Raw genomic sequence first — 15,573 nt, 5'->3', positions numbered from 1 at the left:
TAAAAGTTTTACAAGAATTTTATTACTTCAACGTTTCTGCTGATTTTAGTACAGCTTGTTTTAATTCTTCTTTATAAGCTATGATTTTTTCTAAAACGTTAGGTTGTTGTGCAGCAATGATTTGTGCAGCTAAGATACCTGCATTTTTTCCTCCATTTAAGGCAACTGTAGCTACAGGAACACCTCCTGGCATTTGTAAAATGGAAAGTACTGAATCCCAGCCATCTATTGAGTTGCTACTTTTAACAGGAACGCCAATTACAGGCAAGGGCGACATCGAAGCCACCATTCCAGGTAAATGAGCTGCTCCACCAGCTCCAGCAATAATCACAGAAATCCCTCTTTTATGTGCGTTGGTACTGAAATCCATTAGTTTTTCGGGAGTACGATGTGCAGAAACGATGTCTACAAATACTTCAATATCAAATGATTCTAAAATGGTAATGGCTTCTTGCATTACAGGTAGGTCGCTTTTGCTTCCCATCACAACGGCTACTTTCATTGGTCTTTTTCGTTTTATTGTATTGATTTTTAATTTGTTATTCTTCTGTTACTTCAAATTGTTTTAGTTGAATGTCATACGTTTGTTTGGAATCGTTGATGAAACGTACAAATTTCACATTTTCAATAGTTTGAGAACTTTCCCAACGTGATTTTTTGAATGTTCCATTTACGGATTTCCATTGATTTCCATCTGTTGAAATTTGAATTTTACCTTTACTAATTCTTGTTTCTTCTCCAAAATCAATGATAACAGATTTTAAGGTAACTATTTTTTCAAATTCAATACCTAAAAAGTCATTGGTTTTCAATGAGATATATTCCAAAGCGGGAGATATTCGTAAAACGTTTCCTTTTTGCCCAAGTGGTTGATTTTCCAATTGTTTTATGTTGGTAATCAATGTATTCGGATTGAAATTAAGAGAAAGTTTCAAATTTTCTCCTGTTTCTGCATTGAATTTACTGATATTATATTTAAGTAATTGATTTAAAAGAGGTTCTATTACTAAAGTTGCTGTTTTTACACCAGGCTGATACGGATTTTGGTTGTAATTTTGATCAGTTTCAAACATTTGTTTTTGTAAATTTTGAACGTTTGTATAAGCTGATTTAAATTCCTGATAATCTCTGCTTTTCAATGAATTATACATTTTCATCACAGAAACTCCCGTTTTTCCAACTAATTGAAATTGTAACAACCAAGGATGTAACTCTTCAGTAAGATACTTATTTTCAGAAGTTTTTAAAAGCTGCTCGGAAGCCCAAACCATTTTCTCAAACTCTTCGGTAACAGATTGGTTTTCAGGATTGTGTAATGCTTCCAAATTCTTTAAGAAATTTTCTGCAATAGGCTTAAAATCAACGGATTCCTCTCTTCTATAACGATGTCCATTCGCTCCCAAATCCGAATTGTGTTTTGCGAAGGTGAGTAACGCTTCCTTGTTTTCAGGCATCATCTCGGCAATGGCGTTTTTCCAAGCTGTGTCTGAATTGTATTTTTCCAGATTCCAAGTATAGTCAGCAACTCCATAAATGGCTATTTTTGAGGCTTCTGGGTGTTCCATAGGATTGGAAACGAAGCCTGACATATCGTTTTTAATATCAGAAGTATTTCCGTAAGCAGGTCCTAAAAGCATATGATTTCGAACGTAGTCCGATACAGGGAAATTCCACCAAATGTAAGCTTTTCTTTTGATTTTGGCGTTAATCCATTGCATTGTGGGCTTGTCAATATCTGCGACTACGGTATTTCCTGTCCACATAATTTCGATGGAAGGGTGGAGGGTTTCGCCTAATGTTTCCAAATAGCGTTTTTCAGGATTTGACCAAGCTTTGTTATACTCTGTTGGACACATAATCAGTGGATTAACATCTTTTTTTTGAGCGACGAACTCATTGTGAAGAAAGTTGAGTAATTCGGCTTGTTTTTGCGGATTGGTGCCTTCGCCCGAAATATCATCAAAGAAAACGGCAAATGCTCGAACGCCTAAAGCGTACATTTTTTCAAATTTTTTGAGTAAATTTTGTCGGTCTTCTTCATTCCAGCTAATGTCTTTTCCTGGGTGAATTGCCCAAACAAAATCCACATAATTTTCATTGGATTTTTGTACTAACTCTTTGATTTGTAAAGCTTCTTTTTCAGGATAAGGCAATCGCCAGTTTGGAGAGCTATGATAAGGGTCATCTTTAGGACCATAGATATAGGTGTTGAGTTTGTGTTTTCCGTAAAATTCAATCTGTCGAATGCGTTTTTCGTGACTCCAAGGCGTGCCGTAAAAGCCTTCCACTACGCCTCGATTGGGTAAATCGGGGTAGTCAATGATTTCTCCCAGAGGAAGTTCAGGTTTTGAAAGAAGTTGTTCCAATGTCCGAAGTCCGTAGTATGTTCCTCTGGAGTCGTTGCCTATTACGTAAATGTTGTTTTTTTCGATTCGTAGATAATATCCTTCTTTTTTATTGGGGATTTTTGAGGCGAATTTCTTTGCAGATTTTGAATTTTTATCAGTAATGTAAACATTCATTACGTGTTTTTTGCCCGGACGTGCTTTGAAAGTATTGCTTATCAGAGATAAAGGTACGTTTTTTAACTTATTTTCCTTTATTTTAAATTGGGTAGGCAGTATGCTATTTTCCAAAAAATGAAGGGCTTGTGGGGTAGGGGTTATGGCAGTATTTTTTTGTGCAAACAACGGAAAGCACAACAATGACAAAAGAATGTGAATTATTTTTTGCATACGGGATGAAAATTTGGTTAACGCACAAATATAAACAAAAAACATAATGTTTTGGATTATTTTTAAAGGTATTACAATTGAAATCATTAGAAATATAGGATTTGTTTTGTATTCTTAGTAATATAGGAAATAAATGCCCTTATTGTTAGTTGCTTTATTTTTTCAGATTTTTTATATTTGTGGTCTTAAAAACTTTATTATGAAAACATTATCTTTATTTTTAGCGTTTTTTTTGGTGGGTTGTAGCGGGGTGTCTCGTAAATTAACGGACTCACAGCAAGAGTACTACTTAAAGTTGGGTGATAGTATCACTACTAAAGCTCAAAGCGTATTACTTACCCAAGTTTCGCAACAAATTCAAAAAGGTGGTTTTACTAAGGCGGTCGACTTCTGTAGTGAGAAAGCTTTACCTATTACGGATTCTCTTTCGCTGAGTAATAAGGTGTCTTTGTGGCGGATTACCGATAAAAATAGAAATCCAGAGAATGCCATACGTACCACAGAAGATAAGAATGCTTGGGAAGCACTTCTTGCAAAAATGAAAGAGGATTCTCAACAAAAACATTTACTTTCCTTACAAGAAGATGGATTGTATTATTACAAAGCTATTCCACTGGGTATGCCCACTTGCCTTGCTTGTCACGGCAGTACACAAAATCAGATTGATGCTGAAACTCAGCAGGTGATTCAAGCTAAATATCCGCAAGATAAAGCCATAGGTTATCAACTTGGACAGCTACGAGGTATGTGGAAAGTGAAACTTCCTCAATAAATAACGTTTAGCTTGAAATTCTTTAAAGAAATTGCTCCGTTTTTCTTCTGAAAAAGAAGAAAAAGAACTATCTTTGGAAGATGTAAAAATAATTTGAAACAGTATGAAATATTTAAAGTTTATCATTCCGTTAATGGCATTGCTTTTCGGATGTAAAAACGAACAAAAGAATGTTGCAGACAACAAAGTCGCCATTGAAAATGAAAAAGCCTTCATTTTTTCCACTTGGATTACCTACGACGCTAAGCGAACTGATGAAAGTTATCATCAAGAGTTTGAAAAATATCGTTCGCACGGAATTACTGAGGTGTTGGTGAATACGTCGGCAGATCCTGAGGGACTTAAGAGGCTTGTTGCTATAGCCAAAGCCAAAGACATCAAGTTACACGCTTGGATAATGACCGTTAATCGCCCTGATGATCAGGAGGCTTTAAAGCATCCGCAGTGGTATATGGTTAGTCGAGAAGGAAAATCGTGTTATGACAATCGCCCCTATGTGGATTATTATCAGTGGCTTTGCCCTACGCAAAAAGAATCACGAGAGCATATACTCAAGCTTGTGGAGCGTTTGGCAGCAGTTGAAGGCATAGTTAGTGTTCATTTGGATTATATTCGTTTTCCTGATATCTATTTGCCCATAGGATTGCTTCCTAATTACAATTTGGTACAAGAAGAAGAATTGCCTCAGTTTGATTTTTGCTATTGTGATGCTTGTGTTTCTGAGTTTGAATCAGTACATCATAAAAATCCGCGTGAGTTTAAAAACCCAGCAATAGATATGGAGTGGAAGCAATTTCGCTACAACAAGATTAAACAATTGGTTGACGATGCCACAGCAATCGTACATAAAAAAGGAAAAATGATTACTGCGGCCGTGTTTCCGTACCCAGAAATGGCTGGGCAAATGGTACGTCAGCGTTGGGACAAATGGAATGTAGATCGCGTTTACCCAATGATTTATCATAATTTTTATAATGAAGAGACGGATTGGGTAGGTTTTGCTACTTGTCAGGGTATTGAGGACTTAAAAGGAAAACATACTCAGCTTCATACGGGTATTTATGTGCCACCAATCAATGCTACAGACCTAGAAAAGGCCATTAAGTTTGCGAAAGAAAATGGTGCTTCTGGGGTTTCATTTTATGACGGACCTGATATTACCCCTGAACAGTTGGAAGTTATTAAAAAATTAAGCTCAAATCCAAAATAAATTTAGTTTTAGGTTGGCTGTAAAAAGTATGATGAATGTTTTTCAGTGTTAGTCTTATTGAAGTAGAACCCTTTTCTTAGCAAGGTATAAACTAAAAATAAAACACGCTCCAAAATTTTTTGGAGCGTGTTTTGTTAAACCTGTCCTTTGCTTATAATTTTAATTAAGGCGTAAACAAAAATGATACTTCCTGTAATGGTTAAAAACACAAGAAACCATCTTTGGGTGAGTTTGCGTCCCAAATTTGGAAATAAACGCGCCAAAGCATATAATAACGGATTGAAAAAAAGGAGCTTTCTTTCGTTTTGTATATTTCTCTCCATAGCTCTTGCTTGTTGTAGTCAGTCACCCAAAGTTAAATTAAAAACTCAAATAAACCAATAAATTAACATTTTTAACAGAAAAAATAGCTGTCTTTAATAAAAACGCCCGTTTTGACTTCTCTTTATCTCTTGTTCCTTGATTCTTGTACCTTTACACTTTATCCTTTATCCTTTCCCTTTTAACTTACTGGGCTTCCGTTTTCAATTTCAGAAATATCAGGATTGATAAAAATGTGTTTTCCTTCGGGGGAAGTGGTCATCAGTATCATTCCCTCACTTTGCACGCCACGTAAGGTTCGAGGAGCAAGGTTAGCCAATATGGTAACTCTTTTTCCGATGATTTCTTCAGGAGAATAACTCTCGGCAATCCCTGAAACAATCGTGCGAATGTCAATTCCAGTATCTACTTTTAAAATAAGCAATTTGTTGGCTTTGGGCATCTTTTGAGCTTCCAAAATAGTTCCGATACGAATATCCATTTTAGCGAAATCATCAAAAGTAATGGTTTCTTTTTGAGGAGATAGCGTTTTAGAGGCTTGTTCATTGGCTTTTTTTGTACTTTCCAATTTATTTAATTGTTTTTCAATGGCTTCATCTTCTATTTTTACAAAAAGCAATTCGACTTGTCCGATAGTATGCCCTGTAGGAAGCAACTCTTTAGAGGTATCTCCCCAAACAATATTGTTTTTAAGCGCTGAGAAACAGAGTATTTTCTTTAATTTTTCCGAGGTAAAGGGCAAAAAAGGCTCGCTTAACAAGGCTAATTCAGCGGCGATTTGTAAGGCTACATACATTATAGTTTTTACCCTATCTTCATCGGTTTTGATAAGTTTCCACGGTTCTTCATCTGCCAGATATTTGTTGCCTAATCGGGCTAAATTCATCAGCTCTTGCAATGCCTCTCGGAATCGATAACGCTCCAAGGAGGTTTCTATTTTTTCTGCAAATTCTTTCATTTGCGAAAGCGTTTGTTGGTCTGTCTCAGTCAGTATTGTAGGCTGGGGAACAATTCCTTGATAATATTTATGAGTCAGTACCACTACTCGATTGATAAAATTACCAAAAATGGCTACCAATTCGTTGTTATTACGTGCTTGAAAATCTTTCCAAGTAAAGTCATTGTCTTTAGTTTCGGGGGCATTGGCTGTTAAAGCATAACGCAAAACATCTTGTTGATTAGGAAAATCTTGTAAATATTCGTGAAGCCAAACCGCCCAATTTTTGGAAGTAGATAATTTATTTCCTTCTAGGTTGAGGAATTCATTGGCGGGGACATTATCAGGTAAAATGTATGAGCCTTCGGCTTTGAGCATAGCGGGGAAAATTACGCAGTGAAAAACGATATTGTCTTTCCCGATAAAATGTACCAATTTGGTGTTTTGGTCTTTCCAATAAGGTTCCCAGTCTTTACCCTCACGTGCAGCCCACTCTTTGGTCGAAGAAATGTACCCAATGGGGGCATCGAACCATACGTATAACACTTTACCTTCAGCACCTTGAACGGGAACGGGAATTCCCCAATCCAAATCACGAGTAACGGCACGAGGTTTTAGTCCGTCGTCAAGCCACGATTTTACCTGACCATAAACGTTGGGTTTCCAATCGTTTTTGTGTCCTTCCAAAATCCAATTCCTTAAAAACGCATCATATCTGTCTAAAGGTAAAAACCAATGTTTGGTTTGCTTCAAAACAGGCTTAGCACCTGTTAGGGTTGATTTTGGGTTGATTAAATCGGTGGCATTGAGTGAGGTGCCGCATTTTTCGCATTGGTCACCATAAGCCTCCTCATTGCTACATTTGGGGCAAGTACCTATGACGAATCGGTCGGCAAGAAACTGATTGGCTTTTTCATCGAAAAGTTGTGAGGTGGTTTCTTCAATAAAATCACCATTATCATATAATTTTTTGAAGAAATCGGAAGCTGTTTGGTGATGAATAGGCAAAGAGGTACGCGAATAATTATCGAAGGAAATACCAAAATCTTTAAAAGAGTTACGGATAATGGCATCGTATTTGTCGATTACCTCTTGTGGGGTAATGCCTTCCTTTTTTGCTTTCATTGAAATGGCAACACCGTGTTCGTCACTTCCACAGATGAAAGCCACATCATTTCCTTTTAGTCTTTGAAAACGCGCATAAATATCGGCAGGAACATACACTCCTGCTAAATGTCCAATATGAATAGGACCATTGGTGTACGGCAAGGCTGCCGTTATTGTATATCTTTTTGACATTTTTATTTATTTTTAACCCTTTGCAAAAGTAACCATAAATTCGGTGTTAAGCTTAGCTTTCGTAAGTAAATTTCTACGATTGAAGACTAAAACAAATGCAGATATTCCATCGCCATAAGGGTCAATGCCCCGAAGATGAATCCTGCAAAAGCCAGCCATAAAATGTTTTTGGCATACCAGAAGAAATTGATTTTTTCCATTCCCATTGCAGCTACTCCTGCTGCCGAACCGATGATAAGCAGACTTCCTCCGGTACCTGCCGTATAGGCAATGAAGTGCCACATTGCATCATCTAAAGGATTTTGAAACATTCCTATACTGGCTGCTACTAAAGGGACATTGTCAATTACCGAAGAGCCTATCCCTAGTAAAATAACTACGATATTCTGATTAGGAATGGCTTCATTAAGCCAACCTGCAAAATTAAATAGTACCCCTATTGATTCTAAAGCTGCAACTCCAAGTAAAATTCCTAAGAAGAACAATATACTTGACATTTCTATTTTGGAAAGTGCCCGATGAGGTGAAAACGTGTGTAACTTGTCTTCTTCAAGTTCTTTGATAGGTTTTAGCAGTTCCGAAAAAAACCACATACTTGCCAAGGCAAATAACATCCCGATATAAGGTGGAAGATGTGTAATTGATTTAAAAACAGGGACAAAAACAATGGCTAAAAAACCAAGTATCAGTACTGTCGTGCTGTATTTAAAGGCGCTGGTTTTATCGGTTGCTGGAATATCCAAACGCCCCTGAAAAACAGGTAAAAATGAAGCGATGAAAAAAGGCACTAAAAAACAAATTACCGAAGGAATGAAAACATATTCGGTTAATTTAAAAGCGGTTACTTTATTTGCCATCCAAAGCATTGTGGTGGTAACATCGCCCACAGGCGACCACGCCCCACCAGCGTTGGCTGCAATAACAATCAAAGAGGCATACCACATTCTTTCTTTTTGAAAAGGCACAAGTTTGCGTAAGATACTGATAAGCACTATAGTTGCTGTCAGATTATCAATCACTGCGGAAAGAAAAAAAGCGACGATGCCAAAAATCCAAAGTAATTTTTTCTTTTTACGGGTTTTGATAATTTTTTTTAGGATTTCAAAACCGCGGTGCATATCCACAATTTCAACAATGGTCATTGCCCCAATTAGAAAGAATAAAATTTCGGCAATTTTTCCCAAATGATGTAGGAGTAATTCATCAATAGCTTGTGCTTTTGCCTCACTTATGGGCAAACCAAATTTTTCTGAAATTTCGATATAAAGCGGATGTAAACCGTCAGAAATTTCATACACCGTAAGATTGAATAATTTGAGCAGTGCCCAACAAACCGAAGCCATTCCTAAGGCTGAAATAGTTTTGTCAATACGTACGGAGTGCTCAATTGTAATGAAAAAATAACCGATAAAAAACACGGCAATAATCAACATTTCCATAATAATGATACGAAGGTAAGGTTAAATTGGCGGCAAATGTATGAAAATTGATTGATAAAGAGCAATTATTTAGAAAGGATAATTTATCCCAAAATTATATACAAAATTGCCCATACTCAGTTTGGAAATCCATCGCTCCCCAATGGGTAAAGCCGGATTGTATGTTTTATTTCCTACATCCAAACGCAAAACGAAAAAGCCTAAATCGTAGCGTATTCCTAGCCCAGTGCTAAAACCTACATCTTTAAGAGAGCCAAAACTATCGAATTTAGCGCCTTCTATTTGGGTGTTGTCAAAAACGTTCCAAATGTTACCTACATCAGTAAAAATCGCGCCTTTAAGTGCCCCAACAATAGGAAAGCGATATTCTAAATTGAGAGTCGCTTTCATATTTGCTTCATTAAAATCTAGAACAGAACCGCTACTACCAGGCCCTAAATCATAAGCTCTCCAGCCTCTGTTATCGTTAGAGCCTCCAGCGAAATAGCTTTGCGAGAAAGGAACATTGTCTGAATTTCCGTAAGGAATGGCAATACCGAAGAAGCTACGAAAAGCCAAGCTACTTTGACTACCAATAGGCCAATGTTTTATAAAATCGAGCTCCGTTTTTATAAATTGAGCATACTCAACCCCTAAGAATGATTTTTTTTCGTTGGGTTGGGTTTGCTTTTTTAACGTGTTGGAAAATAAGTTGAGTAATCCTCCTGCCGACTCCAATTTGATGCGGAATTGTGAGAAATCTTTCTCAAAAAATTGAGATTTCTGGTTAAAAATGTAAGTAAAACTGCTTGATAGGATAAAATCATTACGTATTAGACGATATCGCCTTTCGGCAATGCTCAACACATTATTAAAGTCGGGTTCACTTACCGAAAGTGTATTGTTAAGCACATCGTCCATAAAGGCAACAGTTCCTTGCTCTGGAGTAAGGTTTCCTTTAGTGTCTAAATAAGCTGAATTGATGGTGTATTTTTTAGCAATATCATTGAGCCTATTGTATGTACTTTTATATACATTGAAGAAATTGTTTGCATTTAGGTTGCGAACATATTGCACATTAGCTACTTCAAAGATACTTCGGTTTTTACTTGGGTTCCATACATAACGAAAAGCTCCGTTAAAGTTACGTTTATCAAGCCCAATGTTATTTTGGTGATTTACCCCGAAAACTAAGGTAGTTTGTGGGGTCATTGAATACGGAATGATTTTTTCAACATTGGTAAAAAACCATATTCGTGGAATGTTCAAACGAATATCTCCGCCTACTTCTGAAATGTTAAAAAATTTGTGATTATCGGCAGCATCTTGCTGTGAACCGAATGCTCCTTGTAGGTTTAGCTCAAAGGATTCTCCTCCTCGGAATACATTTCTACTGATGAAAGATGTTCCAAATCTGATTCCAAAATCTTGAATATCAGAACGATTGATGTCTGCATTTATCTTAAATGAAAATTTATCTAAGGGTACTAAATAAATGTTAGCATCTAAGGTTTTCTGTAAGGTATCATTAGCGGCATATTTGTATTCAATATTGGGATATTTAAAGATTCGTAAGTTATTGATTTGTTTGTAAGTTAAGCTTCTTTTTTCATCCGAATAAATATCGCCCTTACGCAGAGCTGATGCCATAACGAGCATTGAAGGACGATACCGAAGTTTGTCTTTGTAATAGATAATAGTATTTTTGTAGTGAAGCGTATCCAAAGTAGCAATATCCACTGAAAAATCGTGGTCGGGGAAAATACGTATTTTGTTAAGATTATGCACAACATAAGGCTTCTCGGTGACAATATCACCGTCTCTCTCAATGAGATTGCTGATGGTGGTGGTCACATTTATCTTTTGGTCGTTATTTGCAATTAAAGTATCTCTTTTAATATCAAAATTGATAGAGCTTTGTTGAAAGGTGTAAAATCCGTTATTTCGGAAAAGTTCATTTAGTCGCGACCTTTCTTTGCTAAAATCAGAAAGTTGGTAAGGAGCGCCTATTTGAAGGGTACTTTCTTTTTTATGTAATTGATACAGAGAGTCAATTTGAGTTGAAGCTATTGAAGTGCTTAAACTATCAATGGTATAACGAGGTCCCGTTTCGATATGATAAGAAACGTGAGCTGTTTTCTTCTTATTTCGAGGATTTAAAATGGTGGTGTCGGTGGTTTTTGCATTAAAATACCCGATACTTTTGTAGTAAGCCTTTAAATATTTTACAGATGTTTTGGTCTGGCTACTATCCAAAATCACTGGAGCATCACCAATACTTTTGAGTTGATTATGAATGCCCGAAACTAAAAAAGATTCTTTTAAACGACCAACTTGCTTTTCAGAAAGAAGTCCATTTAGAAAACGATGCCATTTAGGATGGCGTTCTAACCATTTTTCGAATTTTTTTTCTGGATTTTCTTTTCCTAAATTATAAATGTACAATCCGAAAGGAACGCCTAAAATGTTACCATTAGGTTGTTGTTGTATAAAATTGGTTACCTTTGCGTCTTCGGTTTTCGTGTCGTTTTCGAAAACCGTGACTTTAGTAAGCAAATGCGTGTTTTCTGGTACTCGTTTGGTTGCATTACAAGCCACTAACGAAGTAACAATAACTAAAAAGCAATATATTTTAAAACGAGATTTCACAAATAAGACAAATTAGGCTTCAAAAATACATTTTTTTTATGGTAAGCAAAAATCAAGCAAAGTTAATTCAAAAATTACAGCAAAAAAAATACCGTTTGGCATTGGGTATGTTTATTGTAGAAGGGAAAAAAAGTATTTTGGAGTTTATTAAATCAGGTTGGCAGAGCGAAATGATTTTTGTAACTCATTTGTTTTCCGAATTATTGCCCAAAGCCAAAACCATTGTAGTTCAACAGGAAACGCTTCAGAAATATAGTTTACTTAAAAATCCCGATGAGGGTCTTGCCGTATTCAGAATTCAGCAGGTTACACCTTTGCAGGAAGAGGGACTTATTCTTGCCTTGGATGATGTGCGAGACCCAGGTAATTTGGGTACTATCATTCGGCTATGTGATTGGTTTGGAGTTAAACAATTGGTTTGCAGTACTGAAACGGTAGATTGTTTTAATCCTAAGGTTGTACAAGCCACAATGGGGTCTTTAACACGAGTTCAAGTGCATTATCTTCCGCTGGGTGATTTTCTAAAAAACACCCAGCTCCCTGTATACGCAGCAGTTATGGAAGGTGAAAATGTGTACCAAACCCAATTAAAAACCGATGCCGTATTGTTGATGGGCAATGAAGCCAATGGGATTTCCCAAGAGAATTTATCTTTTGTTACTTCAAAAGTAACTATTCCTAGATTTGGCGTGTTACAACAAGCCGAAAGTTTGAATGTAGCGACTGCTACCGCTATTTTATTGAGCGAATTTAAACGACGTTAGGAATGATTTATTTTTTCTTTTCTAAAATAAATGATTTTCCAATAAAATACACTATCGGAACAAATATTATCATTAGTGTTAGTGGTGGAAAATATTGTGTTATATGATGCTTTTGAATGACCTTGTATTGCAAAGTTTGAAATATCACTAAGCCAAATACAATAACAATTACTAGCTTTAAAGCTCTTAGCATTCGAGTAGCGTTAACATATTGGCGGTATGCGTTTTCTGGGGTTATTTCTACTAAATAGTTAAATTTATGCGGAAATTTATTAAGTAAGGTTAGGGTTGCAAAAAGTACGGTTGCTAATAGTGGTAAAATCAGGAGATTTACTTTCTCACCAAAGCCATCGGCTACGTCCGAAGCATTGTAGTGTGTAGGAATAATATCAGGTAGATTTTTATAACTAATCAACACCCAAATCCAAATTGTAAGGAGCAGAATCCAACCGAAAAACTCAATAATTCTATCGGTTCGTGTAAGGTTTAATTTTAATTTCGGATTGTTATTCATTTGTTAAATAGTAGGTTAAATCAATTTATTGCTATTCAAGTTGAGTTTTTTTGTGAAAAATATGTAATCAAAAACCCCGAAATTTAGCTTCTGCTGAATTTCGGGGTTTGGTTTATCGTAAGGGTAATTAGTTTTTTAGATATTACTAAAATACTAAAGATTATTTTTCTACCTCAGCAACGATTTCAAATGGAAGGTCAACTGTAACTTCGCGGTGCAAACGAACTGAAGCGTTATATTTTCCAGCTCTTTTTAGTGTATTACCAGCAATAACAATGTATTTTTTATCAATTTCGTGACCTGCTTTAGCTAATTCTTGCGCTAAATCGGCATTGTTTATAGAACCGAATAATTTGTCTCCAGATCCTACTTTTGCAGCTATTTTAATTTCTAAAGTAGCCAACGCTTGTGCTACTTTTTTAGCTTCATTGATAACGTGTTGCTCTTTGTGAGCTCTTTGTTTTAGATTTTCAGCCAATACCTTTTTTGCAGAAGGAGTAGCTAAAATTGCAAATCCTTGAGGAATTAAATAGTTGCGTCCGTAACCATTTCTAACGTTTACGATATCATCTTTAAAACCTAAGTTTTGAACGTCTTGTTTTAATATAATTTCCATACTTCTACTCCTTTATTTTATTTTAATAAATCTGCTACGTAAGGCATCAAAGCCAAGTGACGCGCTCTTTTAACCGCTGTTGCTACTTTTCTTTGGTATTTCAATGAAGTACCAGTTAAACGGCGAGGTAACAATTTACCTTGTTCGTTTACGAATTTTAATAAAAAGTCAGCATCTTTATAATCAATATATTTGATACCTGATTTTTTGAAACGGCAATATTTTTTTTGTTTTGAAGTATCAATATTAAGCGGAGTTAAGTATCTGATTTCTCCGTCTTTTTTTCCTTTTGCTTGTTGTTCTATTGACATTTTCCTTAGGCTTTTTTACTGTTTAACTTTGCTCTTCTTTTCTCTGCCCACGCAATGGCGTGTTTGTCTAATTTTACAGTCAAATAACGCATAATGCGCTCGTCACGACGGAATTCCAACTCAAAAGAGTCAATTACCTCACCAGCAACTTTGAATTCAAATAGGTGATAAAATCCGCTTTTTTTGTTTTGAATGGGGTAAGCCAATTTTTTCAAGCCCCAATTTTCTTTTGATACAAATTCTGCACCCTTAGCCGTTAGGAAATTCTCAAATTTCTCTACTGCTTCCTTTATCTGTGCTTCAGATAAAACGGGATTCAAAATGAAAACAGTTTCGTAATGATTCATACTAAATTATAGTTTATATTAAAAATTGAGGGCAAAAGTAATCTTTTTTCTGCAAAACACAAAACGTTTTGATAAAATATTTATGGGTAAAAGGTTAGCTTGGTCTAAAACCCAAAGTTTTGAAGCATAGTCTTTGAGTGTTAGAGTGATTTTTATATCATTTTTTTGAAATCTTAAGAATTTCTATATTTGCACCCTATGAAAAAAAATATGTAATGAAATTGCCTAAAATTATCTTTTCGGACATTGATGGAACGCTACTTAATTCTGACAGAGACCTCTCGGAAAAAACTATTGAGCAAGTAAAACGTGTGGGACAAAAAATTCCTTTTTTGTTAGTTTCGGCACGTATGCCCAAGCAAATGACTCATTTACAAAAAAAATTGAGCATTGAAAACTCTCCCAAGATTTGCTATAACGGAGCTTTAGTACTTTCGGGCAATAATGAGGTAATCCGCTCGGTTGAAATTCCGAATCATTTTACCCGAAAACTCGTCGAATTTAATCAATCTTTAAGTCAAAAAATTCATATCAGTTTATTTCATAATGACCAGTGGTTTGTTGAAAATTACGACCAATGGGCAGCTCGAGAAGAAAACAATACCCAAACACAGCCTCAAATACGCTCAAACGAGCAAACTCTCGCGCAATGGGAAAGTGAAAGCATTGGGGCACACAAAATTATGTGTATGGGTGAGGCAAATCTTATTGATGTTGTTTTCAACTATATGCAAGAACATTTTGGAAAAGATTTACATCTTTACCGCTCAAAAGATACTTATATTGAAATTTCAAATATGGCAGTTTCAAAACTAACGGGCATACAACAACTTATGGCTTGTGAATTTCCTAAACTTAGGCTTGAAGATGTGATGACTTTTGGAGATAATTATAACGATGTGGAAATGACAAAAGCTGTCGGCTTTGGTGTAGCTGTTGCTAATGCTCGTCCTGAGGTAATTGCCGTTGCTAATGCCATTACTGACCATCACAAAGAAAATGGAGTGGCTAACTTTTTAGAAAAAATGACAATTTGACACAGCTCTTTCAAATGGCAATACTTTTGATAAGCTTATGTAAAAATTATTTATAATTGAAAAGAAAATGAAACAAGAAGATATAAATTCGCAAGAAGCTACAAACGAAGCACAGACCACTACACAGGCGGAAACCACCACAGAAAAAACAGATAATGAAAGTGAAAACCTTTCTAAAGAAGATACTTTAAACGAGGAGTTGGCTAAAGAAAAAGACCGTTTTTTAAGACTTTTTGCTGAATTTGAAAACTATAAAAAACGAACCACCAAAGAGCGTTTGGAACTTTTTAAAACCGCAGGACAAGACATTTTGTCGGCAATGCTACCTATTATTGACGACTTTGACAGAGCACTAACTCAAATCTCAAAATCAGAAGACAAAGAAATGCTTAAAGGGGTAGAGCTTATCCATAGCAAATTCCTAAATACACTCAAAAGTAAAGGTTTGGAGCAAGTTGAAGCTAAAGCTGAAGATGTTTTTGATAGCGAAATTCACGAGGCAGTTACCCAAATTCCGGCACCTACTGAAAATCTGAAAGGAAAAATTATAGACGTAGTTGAAAAAGGATACAAATTGGGTGATAAAGTGATTCGTTACCCCAAAGTGGTAGTGGGTCAATAAATTTCATTGTTAAAAAGGACT

At 35.9% G+C, this 15,573-nt stretch carries 15 protein-coding genes; 5 read left to right on the top strand and 10 right to left on the bottom strand.

Going from position 1 to position 15,573, the window contains the following annotated elements; translation table 11 throughout:
- Positions 1-22: 22 nt before the first annotated feature.
- Positions 23-502, bottom strand: coding sequence for a 5-(carboxyamino)imidazole ribonucleotide mutase (gene purE / locus CGC47_RS04665; RefSeq protein WP_041992628.1), 480 nt, complete (start codon positions 500-502; stop codon positions 23-25).
- 37 nt (positions 503-539) lie between these two features.
- A complete protein-coding gene (locus CGC47_RS04660) occupies positions 540-2,735 on the bottom strand; it encodes a beta-N-acetylglucosaminidase (RefSeq protein ID WP_095900374.1) in 2,196 nt (731 codons plus the stop codon).
- Positions 2,736-2,934: 199 nt separating this feature from the next.
- Between CGC47_RS04660 and CGC47_RS04655 the strand changes: the two genes are divergently transcribed.
- Together CGC47_RS04655 and CGC47_RS04650 are read left to right on the top strand one after the other, a co-directional pair.
- Positions 2,935-3,507 (top strand): Tll0287-like domain-containing protein, encoded by a 573-nt coding sequence (locus CGC47_RS04655; RefSeq protein WP_232779694.1) that lies wholly within the window; start codon positions 2,935-2,937, stop codon positions 3,505-3,507.
- 103 nt (positions 3,508-3,610) lie between these two features.
- Positions 3,611-4,717: a putative glycoside hydrolase gene (locus CGC47_RS04650; RefSeq protein ID WP_042002082.1), complete on the top strand. Its 1,107-nt coding sequence runs from the start codon at positions 3,611-3,613 to the stop codon at positions 4,715-4,717.
- A gap of 134 nt (positions 4,718-4,851) precedes the next feature.
- Here the strand turns inward: CGC47_RS04650 and CGC47_RS04645 are convergent, their stop codons facing one another.
- The 4 genes from CGC47_RS04645 to tamL all read right to left on the bottom strand — a co-directional run bounded on the left by CGC47_RS04645 (position 4,852) and on the right by tamL (position 11,341).
- Complete coding sequence (locus tag CGC47_RS04645) at positions 4,852-5,040, bottom strand: hypothetical protein (RefSeq protein WP_095900059.1); 189 nt, start codon at positions 5,038-5,040, stop codon at positions 4,852-4,854.
- A gap of 179 nt (positions 5,041-5,219) precedes the next feature.
- The gene (metG, locus tag CGC47_RS04640) at positions 5,220-7,274 is read right to left on the bottom strand and encodes a methionine--tRNA ligase (protein ID WP_095900058.1); all 2,055 of its coding nucleotides are present in this window, start codon (positions 7,272-7,274) and stop codon (positions 5,220-5,222) included.
- A gap of 86 nt (positions 7,275-7,360) precedes the next feature.
- Positions 7,361-8,713 (bottom strand): sodium:proton antiporter NhaD, encoded by a 1,353-nt coding sequence (nhaD, locus tag CGC47_RS04635; protein WP_095900057.1) that lies wholly within the window; start codon positions 8,711-8,713, stop codon positions 7,361-7,363.
- A 69-nt stretch (positions 8,714-8,782) separates the two neighbouring features.
- A complete protein-coding gene (gene tamL / locus CGC47_RS04630; protein ID WP_042002088.1) occupies positions 8,783-11,341 on the bottom strand; it encodes a translocation and assembly module lipoprotein TamL in 2,559 nt (852 codons plus the stop codon).
- Positions 11,342-11,379: 38 nt separating this feature from the next.
- Here tamL and CGC47_RS04625 point away from each other — a divergent pair, with 38 nt between their 5' ends.
- Positions 11,380-12,105, top strand: coding sequence for an RNA methyltransferase (locus CGC47_RS04625; RefSeq protein ID WP_095900056.1), 726 nt, complete (start codon positions 11,380-11,382; stop codon positions 12,103-12,105).
- Between the two features lie 7 nt (positions 12,106-12,112).
- Here the strand turns inward: CGC47_RS04625 and CGC47_RS04620 are convergent, their stop codons facing one another.
- The 4 genes from CGC47_RS04620 to rpsF all read right to left on the bottom strand — a co-directional run bounded on the left by CGC47_RS04620 (position 12,113) and on the right by rpsF (position 13,893).
- Positions 12,113-12,619 (bottom strand): DUF1648 domain-containing protein, encoded by a 507-nt coding sequence (locus CGC47_RS04620; RefSeq protein WP_042002090.1) that lies wholly within the window; start codon positions 12,617-12,619, stop codon positions 12,113-12,115.
- Positions 12,620-12,779: 160 nt separating this feature from the next.
- Positions 12,780-13,235 carry a 50S ribosomal protein L9 gene (gene rplI, locus CGC47_RS04615; protein ID WP_044729843.1) on the bottom strand — a complete coding sequence of 152 codons (456 nt, stop codon included), beginning with the start codon at positions 13,233-13,235 and terminating at the stop codon, positions 12,780-12,782.
- Between the two features lie 17 nt (positions 13,236-13,252).
- Positions 13,253-13,546: a 30S ribosomal protein S18 gene (gene rpsR / locus CGC47_RS04610; RefSeq protein ID WP_013997878.1), complete on the bottom strand. Its 294-nt coding sequence runs from the start codon at positions 13,544-13,546 to the stop codon at positions 13,253-13,255.
- A gap of 5 nt (positions 13,547-13,551) precedes the next feature.
- Positions 13,552-13,893 (bottom strand): 30S ribosomal protein S6, encoded by a 342-nt coding sequence (rpsF, locus tag CGC47_RS04605; RefSeq protein WP_013997877.1) that lies wholly within the window; start codon positions 13,891-13,893, stop codon positions 13,552-13,554.
- 215 nt (positions 13,894-14,108) lie between these two features.
- On the opposite strand from rpsF, the gene CGC47_RS04600 reads away from it, so the two are divergent.
- Both CGC47_RS04600 and CGC47_RS04595 read left to right on the top strand, forming a co-directional pair.
- Positions 14,109-14,930, top strand: a complete 822-nt coding sequence (locus tag CGC47_RS04600) for a Cof-type HAD-IIB family hydrolase (protein ID WP_095900055.1) — start codon at positions 14,109-14,111, stop codon at positions 14,928-14,930.
- A gap of 67 nt (positions 14,931-14,997) precedes the next feature.
- A complete protein-coding gene (locus CGC47_RS04595) occupies positions 14,998-15,552 on the top strand; it encodes a nucleotide exchange factor GrpE (protein WP_042002098.1) in 555 nt (184 codons plus the stop codon).
- The last annotated feature ends 21 nt before the right edge of the window (positions 15,553-15,573 follow it).

The organism is Capnocytophaga canimorsus, assembly GCF_002302565.1.
In the GTDB taxonomy this organism is placed as follows: Bacteria; Bacteroidota; Bacteroidia; order Flavobacteriales; family Flavobacteriaceae; genus Capnocytophaga; species Capnocytophaga canimorsus.
The sequence above is the reverse complement of the archived record's forward strand: the minus strand, read 5'-3'. Positions and strand labels throughout refer to the sequence as shown.